Raw genomic sequence first — 26,375 nt, forward strand, 5'->3', positions numbered from 1 at the left:
GTAGGGCGCATTAGCCGAAGGCGTAATGCGCCTGGCGCGTCGAGACTGACGATCACGCAGACGGCGCAATGTCATTGCGCCCTACTCGACTGACCACGACCCCTCGTAGGGCGCATTAGCCGAAGGCGTAATGCGCCTCACGCGTGGAGACTGACGGTCACGCACTCGGCGCAATGTCATTGCGCCCTACTCGACTGATCACGATCCCTCGTAGGTAGGGCGCATTAGCCGAAGGCGTAATGCGCCTGGCGCGTCGAGACTGACGATCACGCAGACGGCGCAATGTCATTGCGCCCTACTCGACTGACCACGACCCCTCGTAGGGCGCATTAGCCGAAGGCGTAATGCGCCTGACGCGTCGAGACTGACGATCACGCACACGGCGCAATGTCATTGCGCCCTACTCGACTGACCACGACCCCTCGTAGGGCGCATTAGCCGAAGGCGTAATGCGCCTGGCGCGTCGAGACTGACGATTACGCACACGACGCAATGTCATTGCGCCCTACGACTGACCACGCCCCTCGTAGGGCGCATTAGCCGAAGGCGTAATGCGCCTGGCGCGTGGAGACTGACGGTCACGCACGCGGCGCAATGTTATTGCGCCCTACTCGACTGTCCGTTTGCTTTGCTTTCCCGGACCCGGTGGGCTAGCCCGCCACGCGGACCGGGCGCTTCGCGCGCAGCATCACGCCGACGTGCGAGCACACCAGCAGGATGACGAACGAAAGCCAGGTGTCGGGTGGAATCAGCAGATTGGCGCGGAACAACAACGGCGCGACCACGTAGTACGCGGGCAGCAGCACGGCCAGTTCCACAATTCCGATGGCGATGACCTTCAGCGTGCGCATGCTCATCGCTCCGATACCGATGTCCACTCGCAACTCGCGGCAGACAACCTCACACCGGCCCCCGCTCCAGCGCCGCGCGCTCTTCGCGCGAGATCACATGCGGTTCGCGCAGAGGGCGGCCGTTGGCATCGAAGAACGGCGAGCTGCGCTCGCGACGCAGGCGTGCGCCGATGATGCCGGCGAGGATGCCCAGGCCACCCGTCACGAACGCCAGCGGCGTTGACTTCACCGGCGCCGTCGCCGATGGCGTGTTGATCACCGTGCGCCCGGGCGGACCGAGGGCCGCGTCCACGACCTGTGCGGAGTCGGCGAAGCATGCCGTCACCATGCCCACGTAGGGCAGCTTGCCCTCGCGCGGCGTGTTGCCCAGCGGCGTGCGGCAGCACGATGCATACCAGCGTAGCAACCCGTTGGGGCTGAGCGACATGCACTCGATGCGCTCGACACCATCGGTAAACCGCACCGCGGCCGGCGCGATGGCGACGATGTCCGTCCCACCGGCGGCATCCAGCACGCCCGGCACCGCCAGGAACCGCCCGAACGACCGGCAATCCTTGCAATAGCAGGTGGCGCGCGTGTAGGCGCGCGCGGGTTCCAGCTGGCCTTTGACGGTGCCGCAGCGGCATTGCAGTTGCAGGGTCATGTCGGTGGTGCTCCTTCACTGCCGGACAACAAGGATGTGGATGCAACAGATCGGGGCGGAAGACACTGAGGTCTTCCGCCCCGACCGGGTTGTAGCACGCGCAGCCGATGCGCGGATGCGCTCGGCGTGGCCTGCGCGGTTACGCGCCCTTGCGCGCGTGCCACGCCTTCAGCAGTGCCGCTTCCTGTTCGCGGGTGATACCGGCACGCAGCTTGGCCTGGCGCTCGGCCGGCTGGCTGCGGAACCAGGCCATGAGGTCCTTCACGGTGGTTTCCAGCGGGCGGTACGTCAGGCCGGCCTGGATCGCGCGCGCGTTGCTGACCGCACCGTAGCCGGCGAACTCGCCGTTCTTGCGCGACACCCAGATAGGCAGCTCGGCGACCTTCTGTTCCTCCAGGAACTCCGGCGTGACGTGCGTGTAGGTCGGCTTGCCGCCGGTGGCGGTTTCGCAGGCGCGCAGCATCGCGTCCATGGTCAGCGGCTTCGCGGGGCCGACGGCGTTGAAGGTGCCGGTGGTGCCCTGTTCCGCCAGCCGGATCATCCATTCGCCCAGGTCGCGGCCGTCGATGACCTGCACGGGGTCGAGGCCATCGCCCGGCACCAGCATTTCGCCGCCCTGCGCGACGCGATGCGGCCAGTAGGTGAAGCGATCGGTTTCGTCGCGCGGACCGACGATGTAACCCGGACGCACGATGGTCACGCGTTCGCCGAACTGCTTGCGCGCCTCGGCCTCGCTCAACGCCTTGAGCGGACCGTAGAGGTTCTCGATGTCGGCGCGCAGCGACTCCTGCGTCTCGGCCATCGCGTCCTTGCCCTTGTAGACGGCCAGCGCGTCGTCCTCGTCGATGCCGGGCCTGCTGCCGTCGGCATACACCGAGATGGTGGAGATGAAGAGGTAATGCCCGACGTTGCCGGCCAGCACCTTGCCCGCATCGCGCACCCAGAACGGCAGGCTGGTGGGGTTGTCGATGCACACGTCCCACTTGCGCCCGGCGAGCGCCTTGAGGTCGCCGGTGTTGCGGTCGCCGAACAGCTGCTCCACCTCGCCCGGCCATTCCGGCGACGGACGCTTGCCGCGATTGAACAGCGTCACCTTGTGCCCGCGTGCCAACGCGTAGTTCACCTGAAACGGACCGGTGAACCCGGTGCCGCCGAGGATGAGGATGTTGAGCGGCTTCTTCGCCTTGCCAATAGGCTTGGCCTTTTCGTCGGCAAGCGCAAAGGACGGGAACGCCGCGGCGGCGGCGGCGAGCGCACTTAACTTGAGCAGGTCACGGCGGGTGGTCATCGGGCGTCTCCAGGCTGGGCGGTGGACCGACCGACGCCCTGCCCCTCGCCTGGCGTCGTCCCGATCCAAACCGGGCCACTCTAGTTCGCCCCGGCGGCAGCGCGGCAATGTCGATAGTCATGTAAGGCGGGACGCAATGGCATGGTGCCCCGCCGGTTTTGTAGCCCGGGTAAGGGCGGAGCCCGCACCCGTGGCCACGGGACATTCGATGCACTGCGAACGTCGACCCGGGTGCGCTTCGCTTACCCGGGCTACACCTGCATCCATGTCGGGCCGCCTAACCATCCAGGGCGCATCAGGCCATGTAGGGCGCATTAGCCGAAGGCGTAATGCGCCGAACGCGAAGTCATAGCAGCGGTCTTCGGCGCAATGGAATTGCGCCCGACGCGTGCGGGCCATCGGACGCACCCACCCGCAAACGGAGCTAACGGCGCGCGTACTCGAACAACTCGACCGCATTGCCCGACGGGTCTTCCACAAGGATCTGGCGCCCGGCGCCGGCCTCGGACACGTCGCCACGGAAGCTCGCGCCCGCCTCACGCAGTTCATCGATCATGCCGTCCAGATCCTCGGTGACGATCATGAAGCGGCTCCAGCCTCCCGGCTGTGGATGCCCACCGGCCTTTCCGGCGCTGCCCGCACCGGGCGCATTGAGGAAGAGGTGGAGATCCTGGCGCGTGAGTTCGGCGAACTTGCCCGGAGTGTGTTTCTCGACGGCGAAGCCGAGGAGACCGCGATAGAAGTCGACCGACTTGTCGATGTCGCTTGCGATGTATCGAACCGATGCCACGCTACCACCTCCTTGGCGGTGCCTCACGAGATCAGCTGACGCCGACGGATCGTGGACGGCGCCTCGTGAATGTGGCGCATGGCATTCATTAGGATGGTGTGGTGCGTTCTGAACCCGGTTCAGTCAGTAGGGTGCAATAAGCGAAGCCAGATACGTCGCGCCAGCTAGAATCCCACTATGCGTCGCCATATCGCCCAGCAGAACCTCGCCACGTACCCGGACATCGACCTTGAGACTTACAAGGGAGGCGACTTACCGGATGAAAATATCCGGTGCGTGTACTGCGGCGACTGCACCTACGGTTACGATGGCTCTGAGCGCTGGCCGATCGGCTACACCGAATTTGCGAAAGTCCACGAAGAGAACGCTCAATGGATGCGGCGTGAGGGCATTACTGATCACGAGCCTCATCTACAGCTACGCGGCTACGCATCTTCCCGAAAGAGCTCGCTCTATATCTGTCCGGCATGCGGCTGGTGGGTTGCCGTGGACAGGGCAATCTTGCCCGCGATCGGGTCGCAACTCTGGCTAGTCGATCTCGTGTGCAGTTCGGCCCTCTTGGAATTAGATCTCACCGACGTCGAGCAGCCCTTGTCCGAGGTGCGCAGATACCTTCTGCGGAGGTATGAATCGCGTCATTCTGTCAATCCTCGAGTTTATGAAGAGACCGTTGCGAGTGTCTTCAAGGATCTCGGCTACAGAGCGGAAGTCACCGCATACTCGAACGACGGCGGGGTCGATGTCGTACTGTTCGGCACGAGCAATGAAAAGATTGGTGTGCAGGTGAAGCGGCAACAACGTGCCGTGGAAGTAGAGCAAATCAGAGGCTTTCTTGGGGCTCTGACCTTGGGTGGCTATGCTCGTGGCGTATTCGTATCAACTTCCAAGTTCCGCCGCGGCGCGATCGGAGCGGCAGCGCAATCAAGTCTGAAACATATCCCAATCGAGCTTGTCGACGCCGATCGCTTCTTTGACATGCTTAGAATCGCCCAGCTGAACGGCGATCCTGACCCGGAAACTTGCGGATTCTATGAAACGGCGAAGCCGGAGTTCGCGACGTACGGGCATTGCAATCTCAGCTCACTTTGACCGGCGGAACGCTACGTGCGGGCGCCACGCAATTGCGCTCTACGACGACTGCATCGAGTCGCCCGGGCCGTAGAGCCGCATTAGCCTAGGGCGTAACGCGGCGCATGTGGAGCGCTTCGGCTGGGCCGCGGCGCAATGTTATTTCGCCCTACGACTCCGATCAGCCGACGATCTTCCGTCCCACATGGTTGCCAAAGACGGCGCCCAGTGCGGCCAGAACCGCGTAGCCGATGAAGATCACGAGCATGCCGCTGGGTGAGTAGTCCGGCAGAACAAGCGTGGGCAGCAGCACGATTGGAACGACGCCGATGGCCCCACCGGCAATCCCGTGCACGATGCGCCGACGCGTCGCCTTCCTCGCCGCAGCGAAGGCGGCCACAACCGGCACCAGGTACCCCATGACCTGGATTGCCACGCCACCTGATCGGTACATGCCGGCTGACGCGATGGCGGTTGCCGCTATGGTCATCAAGGCATAGCCCGCAAAGAACGCCACTCCATAGCCCAGTGCGTTCCAGTCCATGCATCGCCCTTTACATATCGCGGTGCTGAGTTAGCGCCGTTACCGACGAGGTTGCCACGCCATTCGCAGGAGCGTCCTCTAGCGTCCCATCACCCGGGTGCGCATCGCTTACCCGGACTACGCTGGCTATTGCGCCATACAGCGCTGTGCTGGCTAAGCGACATTCCGACTTCGCGCCTTGTCCCTCTTTAGACTCGCAACCTCGTCTCGCAGTGATTGCATCTCATCCATTAGGTCCTCAAGTGTCAACTCCAGCACGTCGTCATCCACTTGCTGGAGATATTTGTCCACGCCTGTAAATTTGGCCCCTTGTTTATTGAGTGCTGGCTCCATTGCTGCAATCAACGTACCTTCCATCTGATTCAGCAAGCCACCACCGTCCCGCCGAAAAACTTTATCAGCATGATCGTGCTGGGAGAGCTTTCGACTGCCAGCATTCACTTTCCGGAGACCGAACCACGTGAAGTACTCCCATCTATTCCAGAGATGGTCCTTGGTATGACTCTTTAGTCGCGAGAAAAGGTTCGCATTGCCGTTACCAGCCTGCCCTACGTAGACAGGCCGCATGTCCTTGTCGTAGAGCACATATATGCCAATCTGCTCGCGGAAATCGACTGTCATTCCTGTCGCGGAACGCTTCCCCTGCAGAGTTCCTCTAGTACCCGCACTTCCAAACTGCACGTACTTCCGTTGCCATAACAGGCCATAGTTAGCAATCATCCGCCCCCTCCATGCACTATTAAGAATATGCTCACGGCACTCGCCCACCGTGATCTCGCACGCATGACCGTTATGCCGACGAAGGGCGACCGGACATTTCAGCGACAACAAGCTCGATTGCAGCTCTGATAGTCGAGTACTCGGCCCTAAAGAATTCCCTCGCATCCCGAAGGCGATATTCATCTAGAAGGGAGTGAATTCTTTTCTCCGCAAACACAACGTCTGGAACCCACCACGTTTGCACGATAAGGAATTGATCCGGAACGCCGGTTCCGCGTGAGACCTCGGCCGCACGTACCGTGGGACTTCGCCTCGTCAGCCCGATCTTGAAGATATCAAGCTGGTGCGCCGCGCTCCGAAGCACGTAAATACTTCCCTCTTCACCACCACCCAGAAACGGAACTTCCTTGCTGGCACTCGTGACGGCCCCCGGCATTCGACTTTCACGCTTCGACAGTGTTCTACGAACCCAAGTTCTCCCTAGCACGCGCTCGCCGTCAGGCCCTTCTCCATACGTACCAAATGGCAAAGTTTCCCAAAAACCCTCAACCTCGACCTTGAGTTCGAGAGGAGGAAACACGAAGCCGTCAACTCCGCTCGAATTGGCTGAGAACGTCAAGACCTCACGCTCGTACCTCACCTGAGACTTCAACGCAGCCTGCAACCACCGACCTTTCAAACTAGACGAACACTCAGAAAGCGACGTGATTGCCTTGTCTCGAACCACCCTATCGGATGCACTCAAGAAATACTCGGGAAGCCGGAGAAACCGCATAAGGAATGTAAAGACGCCCTGGTCTTTCTCAATTGCGGAGATTTGGGAATCGACCTCTCCGCCCAACTCCTTGACCGAATCCAGAGTCAAGGGGTCGTCAGACATGATGCGCCAAGCACTCCCCATGTCGATGATGCTGTATCTCGCTTGTAATCGCTGATGACGGAGGTCATACCGAAATGCGACATAACGTCGCCAAAGCTTGGATGTTCCAGCGAGCGCAACCGCCTCAGTAGCCAGATCAGGAGCCGGCTCAATATTTGGCTTGCGAGGATTTGGCCTCATGGTCGCCATCAGAGCGCGGACCGATTCGCTTTCGTCGGCGAGATCGGCCTCTCTTCCCATCTGACACATAACCGTTATCTCAGAACCATGCCTTACCATGTTGACGGCGACAACTGTGAAGGTCGCTCCATCACTCTCAAACGTCCACTCACCAGACGTTTCGAAGAACGAGTAGCAGTGCACGATGCCGGGATCAATCCTCGGCGAGTATCGGGTCGGCGTTTCTTCTGGATTGCTACTGATGAAGTCCAAGAATCCGGAAACATTGCAGATGTGATTCCGCTCTTCTAAAGGCGCAAAGACGGCCAAACGTGGGATGTAGTCCGCAAAGGCATGCAGGATGTTGTAGGACGTCGGAAGATAATGGAGGCCGAACTTAGCGGTACGCCCGTTGTACTCAGTGAGGAATTCTCGGATTGCTGCATCACCTGGGAGACCGGCGCCATTGCCCGCGATCGCTCGCGCAGTTGCATTAGCCTCACGAGCCATCGCGTTCAGCTTCTTTCGGTATGCAGGGTTGGCCATTGCGGCAGCTGACCGCAGACGAAAGGCGACCCACTCATCGCTGTTCTCTTCTGGCAATCGCCAACGCGCAACTTCCTTAAGGCGCGTGATGTGCGGCGGCTCGGCAACAACATGCTGCGGAACGATCAACTTTTTCATCCCTGCCTCCTTACGCAGATGTATGCGTGCCTCGCAACAGACGCATTCGGTCTCCGCCTCGCCCTAAATGATCGCCCTTCTGCCATCTCCGCACAGGGCGACTCGGGCCCTCCATGACTTGCGCCAGCCGACGAAAAGCGACACGGTCGTACACAGCGCCTGCAATGCCACGCGAGTATCCATGCCCATTTCCAGTTGCCCCCGGGCTGAGTTTAGCGACAGCCCGCACAAAAGAAGAAGGCCCGCCGAAGCGGGCCTTTCAGTGTCCGATAGACGGCGCAATCACATATTCCGACGATACTCTCCACCCACATCGTACAGCGCATGACTGATCTGCCCGAGGCTGTGCGTCTTCACCGCCTCCATCAGGCTGGCGAAGACGTTGCGGCGTTCGCGGGCGGTGGACTGGAGGTAGGCGAGGCCGTTTGAGTTGCGGGCGCCCTGCCCCTCACCGCGGCCCTCTCCCGAGGGGCGAGAGGGAACCGCATTGGGGAGGGAGACGTTGTTGCGCAGCGTCTGGTAGTTCTGCACGTTCTCGATCTGCTGGCCCTTCTCGCTTTCGGTCGAGCGGATCAGTTCGATCTCGGTGACGATGTCGCCGCCGTGGTCCTTGGGCAGGAAGGTGTTGACGCCGATCAGCGGCAGGCTGCCGTCGTGCTTCTTGTGCTCGTAGTACAGGCTTTCTTCCTGGATCTTGCCGCGCTGGTACATGGTGTCCATGGCGCCCAGCACGCCGCCGCGTTCGCTGATGGCTTCGAATTCCTTGTAGACGGCTTCTTCGACGATGTCGGTGAGCTTGTCGACGATGAAGCTGCCCTGCCAGGGGTTCTCGTTGAAGTTGAGGCCCAGTTCCTTGTTGATGATCATCTGGATGGCCACGGCGCGGCGCACGCTTTCTTCGGTGGGCGTGGTGATGGCTTCGTCGTAGGCGTTGGTGTGCAGGCTGTTGCAGTTGTCGAACAGCGCGTACAGGGCCTGCAGCGTGGTGCGGATGTCGTTGAACTGGATCTCCTGCGCGTGCAGGGAGCGACCGCTGGTCTGGATGTGGTACTTCATCATCTGGCTGCGCGCAGACGCGCCGTAGCGCTCGCGCATGGCGCGGGCCCAGATACGGCGGGCGACGCGGCCGATGACGGTGTACTCCGGGTCCATGCCGTTGCTGAAGAAGAACGACAGGTTGGGCGCGAAGTCGTCGATCTTCATGCCACGCGCCAGGTAGTACTCGACGATGGTGAAGCCGTTGCTCAGGGTGAAGGCGAGCTGGCTGATCGGGTTGGCGCCGGCTTCGGCGATGTGATAACCGCTGATGGATACCGAGTAGAAATTGCGGACGTTGCGGTCCACGAAGTACTGCTGGATGTCGCCCATCATGCGCAGGGCGAACTCGGTGCTGAAGATGCAGGTGTTCTGCGCCTGGTCCTCCTTGAGGATGTCGGCCTGCACGGTGCCGCGCACGGTGGCCAGCGTCTGCGCCTTGATCTTCTCGTACACCTCGGGCTCGACCACCTGGTCGCCGGTGACGCCGAGCAGGCCCAGGCCCAGGCCGTCGTTGCCCTGCGGCAGCATGCCGCTGTATTCGGGGCGACGCTTGCCTTCGAACATCCGCTCGATCTGCGCGTGCGCCTGATCCCACCGGGACTGGTCGGCGCGCAGGTACTTCTCCACCTGCTGGTCGATGGCGGTGTTCATGAACATCGCCAGGATGATGGGCGCCGGTCCGTTGATGGTCATGGACACGGACGTGGTGGGGGCACACAGGTCGAAGCCGGAGTACAGCTTCTTCATGTCGTCCAGCGTGGCGATGTTGACGCCGGAGTTGCCGATCTTGCCGTAGATGTCCGGGCGCACGGCGGGGTCTTCGCCATATAGCGTCACGCTGTCGAACGCGGTGGACAGGCGTGCGGCCGGCTGGCCGACCGACAGGTAATGGAAGCGGCGGTTGGTGCGCTCCGGCGTGCCCTCGCCCGCGAACATGCGGATGGGGTCTTCGCCGGTGCGGCGGTACGGGTACACACCGCCGGTGTACGGATACGCGCCGGGCAGGTTTTCCTTCTGCAGGAAGGTCAGCAGTTCGCCCCAACTGCGGTAGGTGGGCGCGGCGATCTTGGGGATCTTCTGGTGGCTCAGCGACTCGCGGTAGTTCTCGACGCGGATGGTCTTGTCGCGGACCTGGTACTCGTTGACCTCGTCGGTGATGGACTTGAGGCGCGCGGGCCATTCGCGCAGCAGCTTGAGGGCTTCGGACGACAACGACTGGATGGCGTCGTTGTAGCGCTGGCGGAGGGTGATGAGGGTGCGGTCCACTGCTCCGTCATCCCCGCGAATGACGAGCAATGCATCGGCGGCATACAGGTCCAGCGCGTTAGGCAGGGCTTCGTCGCCCAGGTCGCGCAGGGACTGCCAGTAGCTCTGCGCGCGGTCGGCGATTTCGGACTGGGTTTCGATCTGCGCGTTGATGCCGCGGCCCTGCTCGGCGATCTCGGCCAGGTACCGCACGCGGCTGCCGGGGATCAGCACCGTTGCGCGCGGTTCCTTGAGGCTGGTGTCCAGGTCGGGATTGAAGTCGCAGCGACTGGCCGCAACCCCATCCCCACCCTGCCCTTGCCTTGAAGAGGAGGATTCAAGGCCCAGCTTCTCGCGCAGCAGGCGGCACAGGTTGACGAACATCCAGCTGATGCCGGGGTCGTTGAACTGGCTGGCGATGGTGGGATAGACGGGGATGTCCTCGTCCTTGATGCCGAAGTTGACGCGGTTGCGCTTCCATTGTTTGCGCACGTCGCGCAGGGCGTCCTCGGCGCCGCGCTTGTCGAACTTGTTGAGCACGACCAGTTCGGCGAAGTCCAGCATGTCGATCTTCTCGAGCTGGCTGGGCGCGCCGAAGTCGCTGGTCATGACGTACATGGGGAAGTCGACCAGGTCGACGATCTCGGAGTCGCTCTGGCCGATGCCGGCGGTCTCGACGATGACCAGGTCGTAGCCCAGCGACTTGAGGAAGGCGATGCAGTCCTTCAGCACGACGTTGGTGGCGGCGTGCTGGCGGCGCGTGGCCATGGAACGCATGAACACGCGCTTGGAGCGCAGCGAGTTCATGCGGATGCGGTCGCCCAGCAGCGCGCCACCGGTGCGGCGGCGCGTGGGGTCCACCGAAATCACGGCGACGTGCATGTCCGGGAAGGACGCGAGGAAACGGTTGAGCAGCTCGTCGGTGACCGACGACTTGCCGGCGCCGCCGGTGCCGGTGATGCCCACCACCGGGGTCTTGCCGCCGGCCAGTTGCCACTGCTTGCGCAGGTGCGCGAGTTCGGATTCTTCCAGCGCGCCTTCCTCGATGGCGCTGAGCATGCGGCCGATGCCGATCTCGTCGCTGAAATCCACCTGGTGAGGCTTCTCGACGGGCTGGCGGGCGGACTCGGCGCGACGCACCACGTCCTCGATCATCGCCACCAGGCCCATGTGCATGCCGTCGTTGGGGTGGTAGATGCGCTCCACGCCGTAGGCCTGCAGTTCCCTGATCTCCTCCGGCGTGATGGTGCCGCCGCCACCGCCGAACACGCGGATGTGCGGGGCGCCGCGCTCGGCGAGCATGTCGACCATGTACTTGAAGTACTCGACGTGGCCGCCCTGGTAGGACGACAGCGCGATGGCGTCGGCGTCCTCCTGCAGTGCGGCGCGCACCACGTCCTCCACCGAGCGGTTGTGGCCCAGGTGGATGACCTCCGCGCCTTGGGCCTGGATCAGGCGACGCATGATGTTGATGGCGGCGTCATGGCCATCGAAGAGGCTGGCGGCGGTGACGAACCGCAGCGGCGTGCTTTCGGTGGCGGCTTCGGGGAATCGGCTTGCAGGAGTGCTCATTGACGCGCTCAATACGGAAACGAACGAAAACGCATTGTAGCGTGCGGGGTGTTCGGGACCCGTTGTGCGGCGCGGGAGCACGCGGCGCGAGGGTTACCCCGCCAATGCGTCACATCCTGGACTTCGTCGCTGATCCGCCCCTCGCGACCCCGGGACTGAGCCGTCATCTCCGAGACGACGGGGATCACGGACGTTTGGCCCGTACCGTGGCGGATGCACTAATCGACGAAACCTTCGCGCACGCTCAAGGACAGGCCGAACGTTTCTGCTGGCGTTTGGCCGTGAAGCAGTCGCGCCTGGATCCCGCCTACGCGGGGATGACGGCGGTAGGGCGGCTTGGCCACGCCAACGCTCACCGTCATCCCGGCGAAAGCCGGGATCCATCCTGATCATCGAACGCCGGCCGGATGCTCGAAAGTAAAGGCCGCCCGCAGCCGGCGTACGGATGACGGGGAGCACCGGGCAGGACTGGACGCAGTCGCCACTCCCGGCAAACCCCGCCACCTTCTGACTACACTCCATCGCCGCCCGCGTCGTCGCCCATGAACGAAGACACCGCCCTGCTCGAACTGCGCCGCCGCGCCGACTCCGGTGCGCCGCAGGCATTGCATGCGCTGGCCTCGGCGCTGGTGGAACGGCAGCAACTGGAGGAAGCGTTGGCGCTGAACCTGCGCGCCGCGCAGGCGGGCCTGGCCAACGCGCAGGTCGAGTGCGCGCGCATGTTGATGCATGGCGTGGGTGGCCCGGCCGAGCCCGCGCAGGCCGCCGACTGGCTGTTGCGCGCGGAGCGTGCGGGGCACCCGGTGGCGGGTTATCTGCTGGCGCTGATGGCGATGGGTGGCGTGGTCGCGCCGGACGGCGGCCGCATCAACCAGCGGCTGCTGGAGGCAGTGCGCGCGGATTACCCACCTGCCCTGCGCGCGGCGGCGCTGCACTTCGGCCGCAAGGCCGATCCGTCGGATCAGGCACGCTGCCTGCAACTGCTGGAACGGGCCGCCGGCATGGGCGACGTCATCGCCGCACGTCTGCTGGTGGAGCGGCTGGCACGTGGCGAAGGCCGCGATGCGCATCCGGCCGCTGCGGAGGAATTGCGCGTGCAACTGGCGGCACGGGGCATCGGCCCGTTGCCGGATGTCGCCGTTACGGATTACGCGCCGGTGGCGTCCACGCTGGGCGTGATGCAGATGGAAGACCTGCTGCGCCCGGTCGAGCGCGTGCCGCAGGCGACGCGTCCGCGCGTGTGGACCGTGGACGGTCTGCTCAATGCGGACGAATGCCGGCTGCTGGTCGCCCATTCCGAATCGCGCCTGCAGCGTTCGCGCACGATCGACCCGGCCACCGGGCAACCGGTGCCGCGGGAACTGCGCACCAGCAGCGATGCCGCGCTGGATCCGATCCTGGAGGACATCGCGCTGCGTGCGGTGCAGTTGCGCATGGCCACCGCGGCAGGCGTGCCGCTGGTGCATGCCGAGCACCTGACGGTGCTGCGCTACGAACCGGGGCAGGAATACCGGCCGCATCGCGACTACCTTCCGCCCGGCACGATTGAACGCGACCGTCCGCAGGCAGGCAACCGCACGCGAACCGTGTGCGTGTACCTCAACGACGTGGACGCCGGCGGGGAAACGGAATTCCCGCTGGCCGCACTAAAGGTGTCGCCGAAGCCGGGGCGTGCGGTGATCTTCGACAACCTGCATGCCGACGGCACGCCGGACATGGATTCGCTGCACGCGGGCCTGCCCGTACAGCGTGGCGTGAAGTGGCTGGCGACGCTGTGGCTGCGGCAGGCGCCCTACCGCTGTTTCTGAACGGGCACGCTGCGTCCGACAGGCCGAAGGCGTACGTATCCGTATCCCCTGATTGCATTAGACTGTCGCGCCTGCAGCGGGGCCCCGGCTCACACTGCAGAGGCGAATCCATTTCGATTCAACGACTTACCCATCAAAGTTGGCGTATAGCGCGACGCGCAAATCCTCGCGCCAACGCGGAGCACCCGATGATTTTCGAAACCCTGGACACCTTCGGCCACGAGCAGGTCGTGTTTTGCCACAACAAGGACGCGGGCCTGAAGGCCATCATCGCGATCCACAACACCGTGCTCGGTCCGGCCCTCGGCGGTACGCGCATGTGGCCGTACAAGACCGAGCAGGACGCGCTGAATGACGTGCTCCGCCTGTCGCGCGGCATGACCTACAAGAACGCGGTGGCCGGCCTGAACATCGGTGGCGGCAAGGCCGTGATCATCGGCGACCCGGCCGCCGACAAGTCCGAAGCGCTGTTCCGCGCGTTCGGCCAGTTCGTCGAATCGCTGGGCGGCCGCTACATCACCGCCGAGGACGTCGGCATCGACGTCAACGACATGGAATACGTGTACCGCGAGACCGAGTATGTCACCGGCGTGCACCAGGTCCACGGTGGTTCGGGCGACCCGTCGCCGTTCACCGCCTACGGCACGCTGCAGGGCCTGATGGCCACGCTCAACAAGCGTTTCGGCGACGAGGAAGTGGGCAAGTACTCCTACGCCGTGCAGGGCCTGGGCCACGTGGGCATGGAGTTCGTGAAGCTGCTCAAGGAGCGCGGCGCGAAGATCTTCGTCACCGACATCAACAAGGGCCTGGTCGACAAGGCCGTGTCCGAGTACGGCGCCGAAGCCGTGGGCCTGGACGAGATCTACGACGTGCCGGCCGACGTGTACTCGCCGTGCGCCCTGGGTGGCACGGTCAACGAGAACACCCTGCCCCGCCTGAAGATGAAGGTCATCTGCGGCGCCGCCAACAACCAGCTGGCCAACAACGCCATCGGCGACGAAGTGGCCAAGCGCGGCATCCTGTACGCGCCGGACTACGCGGTGAACGCGGGCGGCGTGATGAACGTGGCGCTGGAGCTGGATGGCTACAACCGTGAGCGCGCCATGCGCATGATGCGCACGATCTACCACAACCTGGCGCGCATCTTCGAAATCGCCGAGCGCGATGCCATCCCGACCTACCGCGCGGCCGACCGCCTGGCCGAGGAGCGCATCACCGCCATCGGCAAGCTGAAGCTGCCGCTGGGCCGCTCGGCTCCGCGCTTCCAGGGTCGGATCCGCGGCGGGCATTGATCGCGCGCTGCCGTGATGCATGGAAACGCCCGGCCTGGCCGGGCGTTTTCTTTTGGAGCAGGAGCGAATCCTCCCCACCCCTCCTTTTTCAAAGGAGGGAGAACAGCGTGGTTCCGGTGGGTGCCCGGACCCCGCACGCGTGCCGTGGCTACGCCGGCTCTAGCCCGCTCTTCCTCCCCCTTTGAAAAAGGGGGATCGAGGGGGATTAAGCTCGCCGCGCGCGCAGATGCAGCGCGGTTTTATTGCACCGCAAGACGACCGATTCACGCCGCGCGCCTAGAATCGAGCCATCGCGTGTCATCCCGCGTCTCCTCTTCTCATTACAAGGACTCCCATGCGCCCTTTCCCGCTCGGTGAAGAAATCGACGCCCTCCGCGAAGCCGTGCGCCGCTTCGCAGACGCCGAGATCGCGCCGCGGGCCGCGCAGATCGACGAGGAGAACTGGTTCCCGCAGGACCTGTGGCCGAAGCTCGGCGAGATGGGCCTGCTCGGCATGACGGTGCCGGGCGAGTACGGCGGCAGCGACATGGGCTACCTCGCGCACCTGGTCGCGATGGAGGAGATCTCGCGTGCATCGGGTTCGGTGGGCTTGAGCTACGGCGCGCACTCCAACCTGTGCGTGAGCAACCTGTACGCCAACGGAAACGAAGCGCAGCGCCAGAAGTACCTGCCCAAGCTGTGCAGCGGCGAATGGAAGGGCGCGCTGGCGATGAGCGAACCGGGTGCGGGCTCGGACGTGGTCGGCTCGATGAGCTGCCGCGCGGAATTCCGTCCCGAAGCCGGGCGCGACGGCGTATGGGTCGCCAACGGCAACAAGATGTGGATCACCAACGGCCCCGAGGCCGACGTACTGATCGTCTACATGCGCACCGCCAGCAAGGACGCGGGCAGCCAGTGCATGACCGCCTTCATCGTCGAGAAGGGCATGAAGGGCTTCAGCACCGCACAGAAGCTGGACAAGCTGGGCATGCGCGGCTCCAACACCTGCGAACTGGTGTTCGAGGACTGCGAGATTCCCGCGGAGAACGTGCTCGGGGAAGTGAACCAGGGCGTAAAAGTGCTGATGCGCGGCCTCAACACCGAACGCCTGGTGCTTACCGGCGGCCCCATCGGACTGATGCAGGCTGCGCTCGACATCGCCCTGCCCTACGTGCGCGAACGCAAGCAGTTCAACGCAGCCATCGGCACGTTCGGCCTGATGCAGGGCAAGATCGCCGACATGTACACCGCGCTGCAGTCCAGCCGCGCGTTCGCGTATCAGGTGGCACGCGACTACGACGCCGGACACAGCAGCCGCGTCGACGCCGCCGCGTGCCTGCTGCACGCCTCCGAGGCCGCCGTGCAGGTCGCACTCGAAGGCATCCAGGCATTGGGCGGCAACGGCTACATAAACGAGTTCCCGACCGGCCGCATCCTGCGCGACGCCAAGCTCTATGCGATCGGCGCCGGCACCAACGAAATCCGCCGCATGCTGATCGGTCGCGAGCTGTTCGAGCAGCGGCATTGAGCCGCTGCCCGAGCCGTCACACGAGCGTCCTGGCGGTTACCAGGCGCTCGACCAGTTGAGCATCGCGCGCGTCATTGTTTCGCCGCTGACGCTACGCGTATCGACGTCGAAACTGACGCGGCTTCCACCGCGCAGCGTGGCGCCCAGTCCCAGGCCGAACACACCAACGTTGCGATCCACCAGATTGCCCGCGATCGGCGACCACACGTCGATGCCGGTGAAGCGCGCATCGATCGCTCCACTCGACTGCGAAAGCAGGTGCTGCCACTCCACGCGGCCCTGAAGCGACCACGCCACCGAGTCCGTGCGCCAGCCGCTGGTCCAGCGCGCGCCCAGCAGCGCTTGGTCCAGACGCATCGACGAGTCGGCCGTAGTCAATCCGAAGCCGGCGGCGCCGTCCTCGCTGAAACCGTCGCGTTCGAGCTGCAGGCTCTGCACGCCGGCATACGGCGTCATGCGCGCACCCCGACCAAACGCCAGTGGCAAGCCGGTCTGCAGGCCGATGGTGGCGTACCGCTGCGCGTAGTCGGACTGGATGCGGAATGCATCGCTGCCCAGCAGTACTTCGCGCTGCGTCCAGCGCTGCATGGTGCCCAGCGAGACGCTGCCCATCAGGTAACCAGCGCCCAGGTCGTAGCTGGCGTAGAGCTGCGCTTCCAGTTGGCGGTTGCGCTCGCGGTCGTTACGCAGGTCGTGATGGGCGTAGCCGTCCGTCTGCGCCAGCGCGGCACCGTAGGTGAGACGGCCCACGCGATGATCCTGCCCCATCATCCAGCCGGTCGCATCCATGTCGAAACCGGCGACCGCACGCTGCGAAGCCAGATCGTCGAACCAGGCGCCGCCTTGCGGTGTGTATCGCAGCGCATCCACACGCGACTCCAGCGCGTGGCGGTTGCCTTCGATGGCCATGAGAGCGAAGTCGGTGTCGGCGGCGTGGAGTTCGCCGGACAGGCTCGACAGCGTGCGTTCGGCCGCGGCGGCGGTCGGCGAGTTCTGGATGGCGCCTGCGCCGGAGAGGAAGCCTGCACCGGCATCGAGCCGACTGTTGTCGATGCCGTCGAACGCATCCTCGACGCGCTGTGCACCGGACACGGCGGCGGCGGTCATGCCCAGGCTTTGCGCCGTGGCCGTGACGTCCAGGCGCGTGATGTTGAGCCAGACGATCTGCGTGTCGTATTCGAGCGTGGCCTGCAGGAACACACCCGGGCCGGTGGTGAGCGCGTCGAACTGGCCCGTCAGGCCGCCGCCGAACGTCACGATCGCGGCTTCGCGTCCCATGGCCGTGTAGAACGGCCTGACGCCCATGACCTGCAGGTTGCCGCCGTCGATCACGGCGCCGGTCACTCGCAGGGGATTGCCGACGGTGATCGCCAGCGTCGCGTCGTCGTACTGGTGGTAGATGCCATCCACCTGCGCGCTTCCTGAGGTCACGTCGACGCGGCCACGGTTGTCGATGTTGCCGCCCGCGCCGCCGGTGATCAGCGTGCCCTGCGCGGCGACGCTGACGTTCCCGCGTGGGGAAGCCCTCAGCGTGCCTGCGTTGACCTGCGTCAGCCCGGTGTACCCGGCACTTCCGGTCAACTCCAGCGTGCCCGCGCCTTCCTTGATCAGCCCACCCGCGCCGGTGATGTGGTTACCCCAGCGCGAGGTGCCGCTGTCGATACGCGCGGTGACGTCGCCCCAATCGAACTTGCCCGGTCCCTTCACTGCACTGGCCACGTTGAGCAAGCCATAGCCGAACACCGCATCGACGCCCGGCGCGCCCAAGTCGGACGCGGTGCCCAGCAACGTCTGCCGCACCATGTCGTTGTTGAAATACGGGAACGCCTGCCACACCAGTGCAGCCGCGCCGGACACCTGCGGTGCCGCCAGCGAAGTGCCCGACCAGCCGAAGTACTTCGGACTGGTGGGGCCGTCATCCTTACCGGTGACCGCGACTGTGCCGACCGCGGCCAGGCAGTAGCGCATCGCCACGCCGCAGGCGTTGGCATACACCACACCGCTGCTGTCGACGTCGAGCTGATTGATGTTCCTAGGGTTGACGGCGGTCACGGCCAGCCAGCCGCGTTCGAGGTCGGCCGCGGGCATCGATCCATTGAGGCCGGGCTGGCTCGGCAGCGCCGCCATGCTCGACGGATTCGCGCGCCTTTCGTTGCCGGTGGCAAACACCACCAGGCCGTCGTTCTGGGCGATGAAAGGGCGGTACTCGTCCGCGATGGGCGCTGTGGCGGCGGGGTTGGTCCAGTACAGGCCGCCCCATGAGTTGTTCATCACCCTGACGCCACGGTCGATCAGGTCCCGATGGATCGGCTTGATGCCGATTGCGCCATCGACCTCGTTGCCCTGCCCCGATCCATCGTCCTCGGGGTCCTTGTCGTAAAGGATGCGTGCGGAAACGATTTCGGCACCGGGCGCGATGCCGCCCGGCCAGGTGCCGAACGGCGTGCCGGCGGCGATCTGCGACACGGCCGTGCCGTGCCCCACCACGTCGTCCACCTTGAGGTTGTTGGGCGGCGATGGCACGTAGGTGAGGTTGGCCACCACGCGCGGCGACAGCGCCGGGTGGTTGCGCATGACGCCGGTGTCGATCACGCCGATGCGCACGCCCTTGCCGGTGATACCCGCCGCATGCGCTGTGTCCGCGCCGGTGAGGCGCATATGGTCGCTGTAGGCCGGATTGGGCGAACCCACCACCGGCGGCGACGCAGGCGGATTCACCGGTGGATTCGTCGAACCCGGCGCCAGTGGCGCAGGATCGCTGCGGACGTTCTCGCCGCCACCGCCTCCACCACAACCCACCAGTGCAACGGCGCACAGGCCCAGCATCACAGCGTGCGCGAGCGGCGCACGAACCGGCAAACGATCCATATTTTCCCCTTGGCGCCATGCCCCGCCCCCCGGCGGTGTCTGGCTGGCGCCTTCCATTCGTCCAGAACATGGGCAGCCCCTCGGCGAGGGGCATGCCCGGCGTGCTACATCAGAACAGCGTGGACCACGTCAGCATCATCCGCGTCCAGGTTTCGCCCTGTTCGTGACGTGCATCAAGGTCGAGGCCGAGGCGGCTTCCGCCACGCAGATACGTCGAGAGTCCAAACCCCATGACGCCGACGTCCCGGCCGAACGTATCGGACACAATCGGCGACCACACGTCAATCCCGGTGAATCGTGCGTCTATGTCCGTGCCGGATTGCGAGAGCAGGCGCTGCCATTCCAGTCGCCCCTGCAGCGCCCACAGCGACGAACCGGCGGTCCAGTCCGTGGTGTAGCGCGCGCCTAGCAGCCCATGGCTCAACGTCATGGTCGAAGCGGTTGCGCTGAGGCCGAAACCCGCCGCACCGGCTTCATCGAAGCCATCGCGCCGCAGCTGCAGGTTCTGCACGCCTACGTACGGCGTGATGCGCCCGTTGCCGACAGCGACCGGCAGGCCGGCCTGCACGCTGGCGCTGAAGTAGCGGTGCGCGTAGTCCGACGACACGCGGAAGCCTTCGGCTCCGAGCAGTACGTCGCGACGTGTCCAGCGCTGCATGTGGCCGGCCGCGAGGCTGCCCATCACGTAGCCTTGTCCCAGGTCGTAACTGGCGTAGAGCTGTGCTTCGAGCTGGCGATTGCGTTCGCGGTCGAAACGCTGGTCGTGGTGCGCGTAACCGTCGCTCTCGGTCAGGGCCGCACCGAACGTGAGGCGATCGCCATAACGTCGATCCTGGCCCACGACCCAGCCCGTCGCATCCATGTCGAAGCGCGACATGGCGCGCTGCGAGGTGAGCTGATCGAACCATGCGCCTGCCGCCGGTGCATCCTGCAGTGCATCGATGCGCGATTCCAGCGCGCGACGGCTGCCTTCCACCGCCATCAGCGCGAACTGCGTGTCCGCCGAATGCAGTTCGCCGGACAGGCTCGCCAGCGTCTGTTCGGCTGCAGCGGGCGTCGCGACACCCTGGATCGCCCCCGCTCCGGCCACGAAATCGCTGGCGCCGGCGCTGCCTTCGAGCTGCCCGGAGTCGATGGCATCGAACGCGCCTTCCACGCGCTCCGCGCCCGACAGCGATGCGGGCGAAAGTCCCATCGATTGCGCGGCGCCCGTCACTTCCAGCCGTGAGATGTCCAGCCAGGCCTGTGTCGCGCTGTAACCGATGGTGGCGTTCAACAGGACGCTGGGCTGTGCGGTGAGGCTGCCGAACAGGCCGGTCACGCTGCCGGCATTGAGGAAGGTCTCGCGCGCCGAGGTCGTGTAACCGGACAGGACGCCAAGTACGTGCAGGTTGCCGGCCAGCGTGGCCTGTCCGCTGACGCGAAGTTGTGAGCCCACCATCAGCGCCATTCGCGCTGTCGCCGACTGCTGGTAGTTGCCGTTGACGTTGGCCACGCCGGAGTCGAGCAGCAGCGTGCCCTGGTTCGTCACGCCGCCGGTGCTGCCGCTTGCCGCGCGTCCGCCTGCTCCGATCGCTAATGTGCCCGCAGAGCCGATCGATACCGGCGAAGTCACCGAGTTGGCGACACGCAGCACGCCGCCCTGCACCTGCGTGGCGCCGCCGTACTGCGATGCGCCGCCAAGAACCAGCGTGCCGCTGCCCTGCTTGATCAACCCGCCCGCACCGACGATGTCGTTGGACCAGTTCGAGGTGACGGTGGCGAAGTTGGCGGTGACGTTGCCCCAGTCGAATCGTGCCGGGCCGCGCACGGCCCTGCCGACGTCGAGCAGACCGTAGCCGAAGGTCGCATCGACGCCGGGCGTGCCCAGATCGCGTGCGGTGCCCAGCAGCGTCTGCCGCACCAGGTCGTTGCTGAAATACGGGAAGGCCTGCCATACCAGTGCCGCGGCACCCGAGACCTGCGGCGTGGCCATCGAGGTGCCAGCCCAGCGCCAGTAGGTGGGACTGGTCGGAGCGTCGTTGGTGCCGGTGGCCGCGACGGTACCCGGCGCCGCAAGGCAATAGCGCATCGCGATGCCGCAGGCGTTCGCGTACACCGCGCCGTCGCTGCCGATGTCCAGTTGCTGGACGTTGTTGGGATTGACTGCGGTCACCGCGAGCCAGCCACGCTCCAGGTCGGCCGCGGTCAGCACGCCGTTCGGCCCCGGCTGGCTGGGCAGCGACGCGATGGCGGACGGATTGGGCTTGCCTTCGTTGCCCGTCGCGAACACCACCAGCCCGTTGCTGGCGACGAACGGTCGGTATTCGTCGGCGACTGCGGTGGTGGTCGAAGGATTCGTCCAGTACACGCCGCCCCACGAGTTGTTCATGACCCGCACGCCGCGGTTGATCAGGTCCTGGTGGACGGCGCGAAGTCCGATTCCGCCATCCACCTGGTTGCCTTCTCCCGAGCCGTCGTCGTCCGGATCCTCGTCGTTGAGGACGCGGGCCGAAACGATCTCCGCACCTGGGGCGATGCCGCCGGGCCACGCGCCGAACGCGGTACCCGCTGCGATCTGCGACACCGCGGTGCCATGGCCTGCAACATCGTCGACACTGAGGTTGTTGGGCGCTCCCACGTAGGTGAGGTTGGCGATCACGCGCGGCGCAAGGGCCGGATGCGTGCGCATCACGCCGGTGTCGACCACGCCGATGCGCACGCCGCTTCCGGTGTATCCCGCCTGACGGGCGGAGGCGGTATTGGTCAGCGCGATGTGCTGGCTGTAGGCCGGGTTGGGCGCATACACCACGGGCGGCTGCGACGTCGGGGGTGGCGTGGGCGGCGGCGCGATCACCGGCTCGTCCGGGCGCACGTTGCCGCCCCCTCCTCCGCCACCGCACGCGGCCAGCCCGACCAGCGCGGAACACAACAGGACGTTGCGCAACGCAACCACCAGCTTCGTCTCGCGATGGTTCATGGCAGACCTCAGCGGTTCGTACCCGCTTCCGCGGTCGTGCGGCAGTATTAGCCCATGCCGGGTGCACCCGGAATCAACGCGAAGCCCGATGCATACGGATGCACACCCGATGCACAACGGTGAACGCCATGCCAACCTCGCGCGCGCATTGACGCGCCGGACTGGCCCAATGTCGAAGCGCTGTTCGCATTCGTCTGGACCGGCGTTCCGGCCTGTTCGAGCCGCACGGGTTCCGCCGGATCACCGGCCCCGACCGAGGCCGGGCCTTTACCTGTTGCCATTGGCCTAACGGGCGGTTTGCGGCAGCGCAGCACCGGGCCGCATAATCCGGAGGTTCCGGCCCCCGCGTCGGCCCTGCATTGCCAAGTTTCTGCTGGAGTTCCCATGAGCGACGTCGTCATCGTCGGTGCCAAGCGCACCGCCATCGGTTCCTTCCTCGGCCAGTTCACCGGCGTGCCCACCCCGGCCCTTGGTACGGCCGCGATCAAGGGCGCGCTGGAACATGCCGGCGTCTCGCCCGACCAGGTCGACGAAGTGATCATGGGCTGCGTGCTGCCAGCCGGCCTCGGCCAGGCACCGGCCCGCCAGGCCGCGCTGGGTGCCGGCCTGCCGACGTCCGCCGGCTGCACCACCATCAACAAGGTGTGCGGCTCGGGCATGAAGTCGATCATGCTCGCGCACGATCTGATCAAGGCCGGCTCGGCCAGCGTGATCGTCGCCGGCGGCATGGAGTCGATGACCAATGCGCCGCATCTGCTCAACAACTCGCGCACGGGCATCCGCTATGGCAGCGCCGAGTTCCTCGACCACATGGCGTGGGACGGTCTGACCAATCCGTACGACGGCAAGGCGATGGGCGTGTTCGGCGATGCCACCTGCCAAAGCTACGGCTTCGATCGCGAAAGCCTCGATGCGTACTCGGCGGAGAGCGCGCGCCGTGCGCAGGCCGCGGTGACCGGCGGTGCGTTCAAGGACGAAGTCGTGCCGGTGACGGTGAAGGGCCGCAAGGGCGAAGTCGTCGTCGACACCGACGAAGAGCCGGGCAAGATCGACCTGTCGAAGATCCCCGGCCTGCGCCCGGCCTTCGGCAAGGAAGGCGTGCTGACCGCCGCCTCCTCCTCCAAGATTTCCGACGGCGCCGCCGCGACGGTGCTGATGAGCGCGGACGAAGCTGCCCGGCGTGGACTGTCGCCGGTGGCGCGCATCGTCGCTCATGCGGGCCACGCACAGGCGCCGGAATGGTTCACCACTGCGCCGGTGAAAGCGATTTCAAACGTGCTGGCGAAGGCTGGCTGGAACGTCGAAGACGTTGACCTGTTCGAGGTCAATGAAGCGTTTGCCTGTGTGGCCATGGCGCCTATGAAGGACCTGGGGATCCCGCACGAAAAGCTCAACGTCAACGGCGGCGCCTGCGCGCTGGGTCATCCCATCGGTGCCAGCGGCGCACGACTGGTGGTAACGCTGCTGCACGCCCTGCGTGCCCGTGGCGGCAGGAAGGGCATCGCATCGCTGTGCATCGGTGGCGGCGAGGCAACGGCAATTGCCGTGGAAGTGTTGTAAAGAAGTGGTATAAGACGTTAAAAACGTATTACTTGAAAAAAACCGGCCAAGCCGCTTGACACACGTCACCGGCTTGTCATCATGTTATTGACGCGCAATTGCGCGTTGCCTAACTAACGACGAGGATAAAAACCATGACCTTCAACAAGGCGCTGATCGCCCTGGCTCTGGGCTTCGCCCTGGCTGCTTGCTCGAACCAGAAGCAGGCTGAGGAAGCCGCTGCTGACGCTTCCGCTGCTTCGACCGAAGCCGCTGCTGCTGCCACCGACGCTGCCGCCACCGGCGACGCCGCTGCTGCCGACGCTGCCCAGGCCGCTGCCGACACCGCTGCCCAGGCTGCTGACGCTGCCGCCGCTTCGGCCGACGCTTCCGCTGCTGCCGGCACCGCCGGTGCTGCTGACGCCGCTGCCGACGCTGCTTCGCAGGCTGCCGATGCCGCTGGCCAGGCTGCTGACGCTGCCGGCCAGGCCGCTGAAGCTGGCAAGGAAGAAGAAGGCAAGAAGTAATCACCTCGGGCAAGCGATTGCCCAGGTAGTTACCGCAAAAGGCCGCCGGTTTCCGGCGGCCTTTTCATTTGGGATTCGACAGCTACGTGTTTGTTTCGTTCTGGCCTTCACGCCACCGTTGCGCGGCATGTTCGCTAATGCACGCCGCTTCCATCACGAGGAGACACGAATGAACGCCAAACTTCTTGTTGCTCTGACTGCTGCCGTGCTGGCGCTTTCGGCGTGCCACCAGAACCAGTCCACGCAGGACGAAGCGGCCGAAGCGGCGGCTGCCGCCAACAATGCTGCCGATGCCAGCGCCACAGCGGCGCAGGAATCCGCGGAAGCCGCCGCGGCCGCCACCGATGCCGCCGCCGAACGTGCCGGCGCCGCGATGGACAATGCAGCCGATGCGACGGCGAACGCCGCGCAGGACGCCGCCGCGGGCGCGGCCGCCGCAACCGCCGACGCTGCGCAGGCAACGGCCAATGCGGCCCAGAATGTCGCCGAGAAGGCCGACGCTGCCGCTGAGAAAGCCGAGCAGGAGGCAGCCGAGCGCAAGTAATCGTTCGGACGTTTCGCTTGTCTGCAAAGGGCCCGCGAATGCGGGCCCTTTGCGTTGCGTCGGATCACTGCAGTTGGCCGTCCCCGCGCCTTTGTGGTCTGATGCCGCAACCTCAGCACACCCCGCATCGATGCCCGCACTCACCACCCACATCGATCCCCGTTCGCAGGAATTCCAGGACAACGTCGCGTACCATCGCGCGCTGGTCGAGGAACTGGATGCACGACTCGCGCGTGCTGCCGAAGGCGGTGGCGAAAAGGCGCGGGCCAAGCACACCGAACGCGGCAAGCTGCTTGCGCGCGACCGCATCACCGCCCTGCTCGATCCGGGATCGCCGTTCCTCGAAGTCGCGCCGCTTGCGGCCGAGGGAATGTATGACGGCGCGGCGCCGGCCGCGGGCGTGGTATGCGGCATCGGCCGCGTGATGGGCCAGGAAGTGGTGATCGTCGCCAACGACGCAACGGTCAAGGGCGGCACGTATTTCCCGATGACGGTGAAGAAGCACCTGCGTGCGCAGGAGATCGCGCGCGAGAACCGCCTGCCCTGCATCTACCTGGTCGACTCGGGTGGCGCGTTCCTGCCGCTACAGGACGAGGTGTTTCCGGACAAGGAACACTTCGGCCGCATCTTCTACAACCAGGCGCGCATGAGCGCGGAGAACATTCCGCAGGTCGCCGTGGTGATGGGCAGTTGCACGGCCGGTGGCGCGTACGTGCCGGCGATGTGCGACGAGTCGATCATCGTCAAGGAACAAGGCACGATCTTCCTTGGCGGCCCGCCGCTGGTGAAGGCCGCGACCGGCGAAGTCGTGGATGCCGAATCGCTGGGCGGCGCAGACGTGCACACCAGCGTGTCGGGGGTGGCCGATCATTTCGCCGAGGACGATCGCCATGCGCTGCAGATTGCGCGCGACATCGTCGGCACGTTCAACCGGCGCAAGACATTGCCGGTGGTCGTGGGCGAAGCGAGCGAACCGCTGTACGCCCCCGAAGAGCTCTACGGCATCGTGCCGAAGGACACGCGTCGTCCGTTCGACATCCGCGAGGTGATTGCGCGCGTGGTCGACGGCAGCCAGCTCCAGGAGTTCAAGGCGCGCTATGGCAAGACGCTGGTGACCGGCTTCGCGCACATCCACGGCTACCCGGTAGGCATCGTGGCCAACAACGGCATCCTGTTCGCCGAGAGCGCACTGAAGGGCGCGCACTTCATCGAACTGTGCAACCAGCGCGGCATACCGCTGGTGTTCCTGCAGAACATCACCGGTTTCATGGTCGGTCGCAAGTACGAGAACGCCGGCATCGCGAAGGACGGCGCGAAGATGGTGACCGCGGTGGCCTGCTCGCACGTGCCGAAGTTCACCGTGGTGATCGGCGGCAGCTTCGGCGCGGGCAATTACGCGATGTGCGGACGCGCCTACGGTGCACGCTTCCTGTGGATGTGGCCCAACGCGCGCATCAGCGTGATGGGTGGCGAGCAGGCGGCAAGCGTGCTGGCGACTGTGCGTCGCGACGGCATCGAGGCATCGGGCAAGATGTGGTCCGCCGAAGAGGAAGAAGCCTTCAAGGCGCCGATCCGCGACCAGTACGAGACGCAGGGCAATCCCTACTACGCCACAGCGCGCTTGTGGGACGATGGCATCATCGATCCGGCCGACACGCGACGCGTGTTGGGCCTGGCGCTGTCGGCCAGCTTCAACGCACCGATCGACGAGCGGACGAAGTTCGGCGTTTTCCGCATGTGAGTTCTCGGGTCAGGTGGGCCAATTCAGGCAGGTGATCCGCAGATGAACGCTCGCCGCACTGCACGCATTGGGTGAGGCGAGTCACACAGGTGACTTGCAAGGCGGCGT

18 protein-coding genes are annotated in these 26,375 nt (G+C 65.1%); 8 read left to right on the forward strand and 10 right to left on the reverse strand.

The window, feature by feature from the left end; translation table 11 throughout:
* Positions 1–650 precede the first annotated feature (650 nt).
* The 4 genes from VFE83_RS18845 to VFE83_RS18860 form a co-directional block, all read right to left on the reverse strand.
* The gene (locus VFE83_RS18845) at positions 651–851 is read right to left on the reverse strand and encodes a hypothetical protein (protein WP_324909031.1); all 201 of its coding nucleotides are present in this window, start codon (positions 849–851) and stop codon (positions 651–653) included.
* Between the two features lie 49 nt (positions 852–900).
* Positions 901–1,494, reverse strand: coding sequence for a DUF6151 family protein (locus tag VFE83_RS18850; RefSeq protein WP_324909033.1), 594 nt, complete (start codon positions 1,492–1,494; stop codon positions 901–903).
* A gap of 139 nt (positions 1,495–1,633) precedes the next feature.
* Positions 1,634–2,782: an SDR family oxidoreductase gene (locus VFE83_RS18855; RefSeq protein ID WP_324909035.1), complete on the reverse strand. Its 1,149-nt coding sequence runs from the start codon at positions 2,780–2,782 to the stop codon at positions 1,634–1,636.
* A 424-nt stretch (positions 2,783–3,206) separates the two neighbouring features.
* Complete coding sequence (locus VFE83_RS18860; RefSeq protein WP_324909037.1) at positions 3,207–3,572, reverse strand: VOC family protein; 366 nt, start codon at positions 3,570–3,572, stop codon at positions 3,207–3,209.
* Between the two features lie 177 nt (positions 3,573–3,749).
* Between VFE83_RS18860 and VFE83_RS18865 the strand changes: the two genes are divergently transcribed.
* On the forward strand, positions 3,750–4,661 hold the full coding sequence (locus VFE83_RS18865) for a restriction endonuclease (protein ID WP_324909039.1): 912 nt from the start codon (positions 3,750–3,752) through the stop codon (positions 4,659–4,661).
* Positions 4,662–4,821: 160 nt separating this feature from the next.
* On the opposite strand, the gene VFE83_RS18870 is transcribed toward VFE83_RS18865, so the two are convergent.
* The 4 genes from VFE83_RS18870 to VFE83_RS18885 form a co-directional block, all read right to left on the reverse strand.
* Entirely contained in the window at positions 4,822–5,184 is a 363-nt protein-coding gene (locus VFE83_RS18870; protein ID WP_324909041.1) for a hypothetical protein, read from the reverse strand.
* A 153-nt stretch (positions 5,185–5,337) separates the two neighbouring features.
* Complete coding sequence (locus VFE83_RS18875; RefSeq protein WP_324909043.1) at positions 5,338–5,904, reverse strand: GIY-YIG nuclease family protein; 567 nt, start codon at positions 5,902–5,904, stop codon at positions 5,338–5,340.
* A 70-nt stretch (positions 5,905–5,974) separates the two neighbouring features.
* Positions 5,975–7,627: a GIY-YIG nuclease family protein gene (locus VFE83_RS18880; RefSeq protein WP_324909045.1), complete on the reverse strand. Its 1,653-nt coding sequence runs from the start codon at positions 7,625–7,627 to the stop codon at positions 5,975–5,977.
* A gap of 282 nt (positions 7,628–7,909) precedes the next feature.
* A complete protein-coding gene (locus tag VFE83_RS18885) occupies positions 7,910–11,482 on the reverse strand; it encodes a methylmalonyl-CoA mutase family protein (protein ID WP_324909047.1) in 3,573 nt (1,190 codons plus the stop codon).
* Between the two features lie 542 nt (positions 11,483–12,024).
* On the opposite strand from VFE83_RS18885, the gene VFE83_RS18890 reads away from it, so the two are divergent.
* From VFE83_RS18890 to VFE83_RS18900, 3 genes are all read left to right on the forward strand, one after another.
* Positions 12,025–13,290: a 2OG-Fe(II) oxygenase gene (locus VFE83_RS18890; RefSeq protein ID WP_324909049.1), complete on the forward strand. Its 1,266-nt coding sequence runs from the start codon at positions 12,025–12,027 to the stop codon at positions 13,288–13,290.
* Positions 13,291–13,478: 188 nt separating this feature from the next.
* Positions 13,479–14,582 (forward strand): Glu/Leu/Phe/Val dehydrogenase dimerization domain-containing protein, encoded by a 1,104-nt coding sequence (locus VFE83_RS18895; RefSeq protein WP_324909051.1) that lies wholly within the window; start codon positions 13,479–13,481, stop codon positions 14,580–14,582.
* Between the two features lie 334 nt (positions 14,583–14,916).
* Positions 14,917–16,089: an isovaleryl-CoA dehydrogenase gene (locus VFE83_RS18900; RefSeq protein ID WP_324909053.1), complete on the forward strand. Its 1,173-nt coding sequence runs from the start codon at positions 14,917–14,919 to the stop codon at positions 16,087–16,089.
* A 36-nt stretch (positions 16,090–16,125) separates the two neighbouring features.
* Here VFE83_RS18900 and VFE83_RS18905 read toward each other — a convergent pair whose 3' ends face one another.
* Both VFE83_RS18905 and VFE83_RS18910 read right to left on the reverse strand, forming a co-directional pair.
* The gene (locus VFE83_RS18905) at positions 16,126–18,957 is read right to left on the reverse strand and encodes a S8 family serine peptidase (protein ID WP_324909055.1); all 2,832 of its coding nucleotides are present in this window, start codon (positions 18,955–18,957) and stop codon (positions 16,126–16,128) included.
* A 109-nt stretch (positions 18,958–19,066) separates the two neighbouring features.
* Positions 19,067–21,916 carry a S8 family serine peptidase gene (locus tag VFE83_RS18910; protein WP_324909057.1) on the reverse strand — a complete coding sequence of 950 codons (2,850 nt, stop codon included), beginning with the start codon at positions 21,914–21,916 and terminating at the stop codon, positions 19,067–19,069.
* Between the two features lie 384 nt (positions 21,917–22,300).
* On the opposite strand from VFE83_RS18910, the gene VFE83_RS18915 reads away from it, so the two are divergent.
* From VFE83_RS18915 to VFE83_RS18930, 4 genes are all read left to right on the forward strand, one after another.
* The gene (locus tag VFE83_RS18915; protein WP_324909059.1) at positions 22,301–23,476 is read left to right on the forward strand and encodes an acetyl-CoA C-acyltransferase; all 1,176 of its coding nucleotides are present in this window, start codon (positions 22,301–22,303) and stop codon (positions 23,474–23,476) included.
* Positions 23,477–23,610: 134 nt separating this feature from the next.
* Positions 23,611–23,982, forward strand: coding sequence for a hypothetical protein (locus tag VFE83_RS18920; RefSeq protein WP_324909061.1), 372 nt, complete (start codon positions 23,611–23,613; stop codon positions 23,980–23,982).
* A 169-nt stretch (positions 23,983–24,151) separates the two neighbouring features.
* On the forward strand, positions 24,152–24,526 hold the full coding sequence (locus VFE83_RS18925) for a hypothetical protein (protein ID WP_324909063.1): 375 nt from the start codon (positions 24,152–24,154) through the stop codon (positions 24,524–24,526).
* A gap of 130 nt (positions 24,527–24,656) precedes the next feature.
* Positions 24,657–26,267, forward strand: coding sequence for a carboxyl transferase domain-containing protein (locus VFE83_RS18930; RefSeq protein WP_324909065.1), 1,611 nt, complete (start codon positions 24,657–24,659; stop codon positions 26,265–26,267).
* Positions 26,268–26,375: the final 108 nt, after the last annotated feature.

Origin of the sequence: Lysobacter sp. (assembly GCF_035655815.1) — a bacterium.
Lineage (GTDB): Bacteria > Pseudomonadota > Gammaproteobacteria > Xanthomonadales > Xanthomonadaceae > Lysobacter_J.

Coding starts and splice junctions, on each gene's coding strand:
- VFE83_RS18885 (WP_324909047.1), bottom strand. CDS start 11,482: ATGAGCACTCCTGCAAGCCGATTCCCCGAAGCCGCCACCGAAAGCACG.
- VFE83_RS18900 (WP_324909053.1), top strand. CDS start 14,917: ATGCGCCCTTTCCCGCTCGGTGAAGAAATCGACGCCCTCCGCGAAGCC.
- VFE83_RS18845 (WP_324909031.1), bottom strand. CDS start 851: ATGCGCACGCTGAAGGTCATCGCCATCGGAATTGTGGAACTGGCCGTG.
- VFE83_RS18895 (WP_324909051.1), top strand. CDS start 13,479: ATGATTTTCGAAACCCTGGACACCTTCGGCCACGAGCAGGTCGTGTTT.
- VFE83_RS18875 (WP_324909043.1), bottom strand. CDS start 5,904: ATGATTGCTAACTATGGCCTGTTATGGCAACGGAAGTACGTGCAGTTT.
- VFE83_RS18925 (WP_324909063.1), top strand. CDS start 24,152: ATGAACGCCAAACTTCTTGTTGCTCTGACTGCTGCCGTGCTGGCGCTT.
- VFE83_RS18910 (WP_324909057.1), bottom strand. CDS start 21,916: ATGAACCATCGCGAGACGAAGCTGGTGGTTGCGTTGCGCAACGTCCTG.
- VFE83_RS18880 (WP_324909045.1), bottom strand. CDS start 7,627: ATGAAAAAGTTGATCGTTCCGCAGCATGTTGTTGCCGAGCCGCCGCAC.
- VFE83_RS18915 (WP_324909059.1), top strand. CDS start 22,301: ATGAGCGACGTCGTCATCGTCGGTGCCAAGCGCACCGCCATCGGTTCC.
- VFE83_RS18855 (WP_324909035.1), bottom strand. CDS start 2,782: ATGACCACCCGCCGTGACCTGCTCAAGTTAAGTGCGCTCGCCGCCGCC.
- VFE83_RS18865 (WP_324909039.1), top strand. CDS start 3,750: ATGCGTCGCCATATCGCCCAGCAGAACCTCGCCACGTACCCGGACATC.
- VFE83_RS18920 (WP_324909061.1), top strand. CDS start 23,611: ATGACCTTCAACAAGGCGCTGATCGCCCTGGCTCTGGGCTTCGCCCTG.
- VFE83_RS18890 (WP_324909049.1), top strand. CDS start 12,025: ATGAACGAAGACACCGCCCTGCTCGAACTGCGCCGCCGCGCCGACTCC.
- VFE83_RS18850 (WP_324909033.1), bottom strand. CDS start 1,494: ATGACCCTGCAACTGCAATGCCGCTGCGGCACCGTCAAAGGCCAGCTG.
- VFE83_RS18870 (WP_324909041.1), bottom strand. CDS start 5,184: ATGGACTGGAACGCACTGGGCTATGGAGTGGCGTTCTTTGCGGGCTAT.
- VFE83_RS18930 (WP_324909065.1), top strand. CDS start 24,657: ATGCCCGCACTCACCACCCACATCGATCCCCGTTCGCAGGAATTCCAG.
- VFE83_RS18905 (WP_324909055.1), bottom strand. CDS start 18,957: ATGGATCGTTTGCCGGTTCGTGCGCCGCTCGCGCACGCTGTGATGCTG.